Origin of the sequence: Streptomyces katrae (assembly GCF_000966975.1) — a bacterium.
GTDB classification, from domain to species: Bacteria; Actinomycetota; Actinomycetes; order Streptomycetales; family Streptomycetaceae; genus Streptomyces; species Streptomyces katrae.
On record NZ_JZWV01001510.1, the window covers coordinates 1 to 2,498 of the forward strand.

Genomic DNA, 2,498 nt, shown 5'->3' on the forward strand with positions numbered 1-2,498 from the left:
GTCAGAGCCTTTACCTCAGGCGGTCAGAAGCCCGGTCGGCGTAGCTCCACAAAGAGATGGAGGCAGCTGTCCGTCCTCAGAGAGGAGAGTGAAGGGCTTGGCGCATCGGCGGGCGCTATCGCACAGGGACCCTGCCCTGTGCTGATCGACCGTCGATGTGGAGACCGCGAGCTGTCTCCTTTTGCTCCGGCAGGGTGGCGAAGCGCCGGCCGGAGGTCAGCTGTCGGCTCTGAGGGCGTCCAGGTGTCGTCGCAGTACCTGTCGGAGCCGCTTGGGCGGATAGCGATTCGGCAGCAGCGTTGCCTGGAGAGTGAGCCCGTCGAGGAGGGCGGCCAGTCGCGTGCTTTCCAGTTCGATGTCCAAGCCGCCTGGTAGCCCGCCGGCACACCGGGCTTCGTGCAGCACGCGCGAGATCAAGTTGTGCAGGTTGGCCCGCATTCCCATGGCGCAGGGCCGCAGTTCGGGGCGGGTGAGTGTTGCGGTGATGAAGGCGAGCCAGAGTGCGGACTCCTGGCGGCGGTCCTCGTCCATGGGGAGGAACTCGGCCAGGAGCTCTTCTGTGGCGGCCCGGCGGTCGGTGCCGCTGCTGGGAGTCAGGAGCCGTTCGGTGTGGCTGCGGATGCGGTCGCCGATGTACCGGCTCAGCTCCCTCATCGCGAAGGTCATCAACTCGTCGTGGGCGGCGAAGTAGTGGCGGACCGAGCCGACGGCGAGTCCGGCTTCCTCGGCGACGTTGCGCAGCGACGCGTGCTCCAGCCCCTGGCGGGCGGCGACGGACAGGACGGCCTGCGCCACTGCCCTGCGACGGGCCACAGGATCGACTTGCCATAGAGATGGGTGGTATCGCATGAACCCCTGGCTGCTCGCCGCGATCATCGCCGTGGTCGTGATCGCGATCGTGATCAAACGGATGATCGGTGAACCGGTTAACGCGAAGGACCTCTTCGCGGCCCCTGTGATCTTGACCGTGATCGGCATCTCGTCCCTCATCAAGAAGGCGGATCTGACCGGCAGCGACCTCACCTGGGTCATCACGGGCGCCGTCCTGGGTACGGCCCTCGGCGGACTTCGCGGCGCCACCGTTCAGCTCATCGACAAGGGAGGTGTCCTGTGGCAGCGATACACCGGCCGCACCTTCCTCGCCTTGATCGGCGCCCTGGCGGTCACGGCCGGGTTCAATGTCCTGGCGGTGAAGATGGGCATGCACGAGAACGCACGTCCCCTCCAGCTCTCCATCGGCGTGAGCTTCCTCGGCGAGTCCCTCGTGGTCGGCTGCCGCGGCATGACCTCGGGAATCCCTTTCGCCCCGGCACGTACTCGCTGACTGGTTGTACTTCGTGGGCTCTGGCACAACTTCCGTGAAGTCGGGCCGATCCTCGATGTTCGGGGTCGGCGATCCCAGTGAACTGGCAGGTCGGCGGCTTACCCAGAGGCGGGCGCGAGCCCGGTCGGCGTGGTTTCACGGAAACTGAGCCAGAGCCGGTTCTCGTGAACCAAGCCAGTGGGCGGATGGCTGCTGCGTGGAGGGGCCGGCGGGTGTACGGGGCGGACCTGGACGACCCGGGCCCGGTGCCGGGGCACTCCTACGTGAAGCTGGTGGGCGGCCCGCTGGACGGGCGGCTGCTCGACGTGACCGGCTGGAGTTCGCTGGAACTCGCGGACGGTGCCCTGCTGTTGTCTGAGCTGGGGGCGTTCGGGCCGGGTGGCCGCTGCGCGTACGAGCCGGCCGACGCCGATGGCGTCTACCCCACCTGGTTCGGGTGGCGGGGCGACGTCCCGTAACTGCGGGTGGGCCAGACCGTCTCTTTCGGATCTTGCCTCGCCCGCGCCGCCAGGCACCGCACCTCGCTGCGTTACCGGAAAGCTCAAGTACGTCCAGCAATCGGGTATTCCTCCGCCTTGCGATGCGCGGCACCGGACCACGCGGGCTTAACCGGCAAGACGACTTGGCGCTCTCGGTAGAAGACCAGCGCGGCGGCACCAAGAACTGAAGCGCCCCTCCCAGCCCGCCTCGTGCTGCGGCTATGGGTGACCGGGTCAACCGGTGATCGTTACACCGACTATGACTTCTCGTATGCAACGTGCCGCTATGACGGTCACTCTGCTGACGGCCGTTCTGGCTGTCGCCGCCCCCGCCACCACCGCTGCCGCCACCGACTGCCGGGGAACGAAGGGGTGCATGAACAAGAGCATGGCCAACGGCAAGGCCTCCTTCTACAAGGGCGGCATGGCCTTCATGGACGGCAACCAGGCAGGAGTCAAGGGTTTCCAGACGGGCCTCAACAAGGGACAGAACCAGTTCCAGAAGCAGATGGGCCCGAAGAGGGGCGGGGGCGGGGGCGGCGGTATGCCAGGCATGCCGCCGGGCATGCCTGGCAGGTAACCAGCCGCCCCAGGCGTGAGCGGGTCGACTCCGGCGGCTGGACGTCGCGGCCGACTACGGCGGCACCAACCTGTCCGGACAACACACCGAGGGGCGGTGGCGGGGGCGGTTAGGG

Annotated in this window: 4 protein-coding genes; 3 read left to right on the forward strand and 1 reads right to left on the reverse strand. The window is 67.5% G+C overall.

Annotation, left to right across the window (positions count from 1 at the left end):
- Nucleotides 1–216 precede the first annotated feature (216 nt).
- Nucleotides 217–813 carry a TetR/AcrR family transcriptional regulator gene (locus tag VR44_RS38720; protein ID WP_094192201.1) on the reverse strand — a complete coding sequence of 199 codons (597 nt, stop codon included), beginning with the start codon at nt 811–813 and terminating at the stop codon, nt 217–219.
- A gap of 34 nt (nt 814–847) precedes the next feature.
- Between VR44_RS38720 and VR44_RS38725 the strand changes: the two genes are divergently transcribed.
- The 3 genes from VR44_RS38725 to VR44_RS38735 all read left to right on the forward strand — a co-directional run bounded on the left by VR44_RS38725 (nt 848) and on the right by VR44_RS38735 (nt 2,383).
- The gene (locus tag VR44_RS38725) at nt 848–1,324 is read left to right on the forward strand and encodes a hypothetical protein (RefSeq protein WP_045952377.1); all 477 of its coding nucleotides are present in this window, start codon (nt 848–850) and stop codon (nt 1,322–1,324) included.
- Nucleotides 1,325–1,509: 185 nt separating this feature from the next.
- On the forward strand, nt 1,510–1,782 hold the full coding sequence (locus VR44_RS38730) for a hypothetical protein (protein WP_045952378.1): 273 nt from the start codon (nt 1,510–1,512) through the stop codon (nt 1,780–1,782).
- Between the two features lie 307 nt (nt 1,783–2,089).
- Nucleotides 2,090–2,383, forward strand: coding sequence for a hypothetical protein (locus tag VR44_RS38735; protein WP_157880547.1), 294 nt, complete (start codon nt 2,090–2,092; stop codon nt 2,381–2,383).
- The last annotated feature ends 115 nt before the right edge of the window (nt 2,384–2,498 follow it).

Coding starts and splice junctions, on each gene's coding strand:
- VR44_RS38730 (WP_045952378.1), top strand. CDS start 1,510: ATGGCTGCTGCGTGGAGGGGCCGGCGGGTGTACGGGGCGGACCTGGAC.
- VR44_RS38735 (WP_157880547.1), top strand. CDS start 2,090: ATGACGGTCACTCTGCTGACGGCCGTTCTGGCTGTCGCCGCCCCCGCC.
- VR44_RS38725 (WP_045952377.1), top strand. CDS start 848: ATGAACCCCTGGCTGCTCGCCGCGATCATCGCCGTGGTCGTGATCGCG.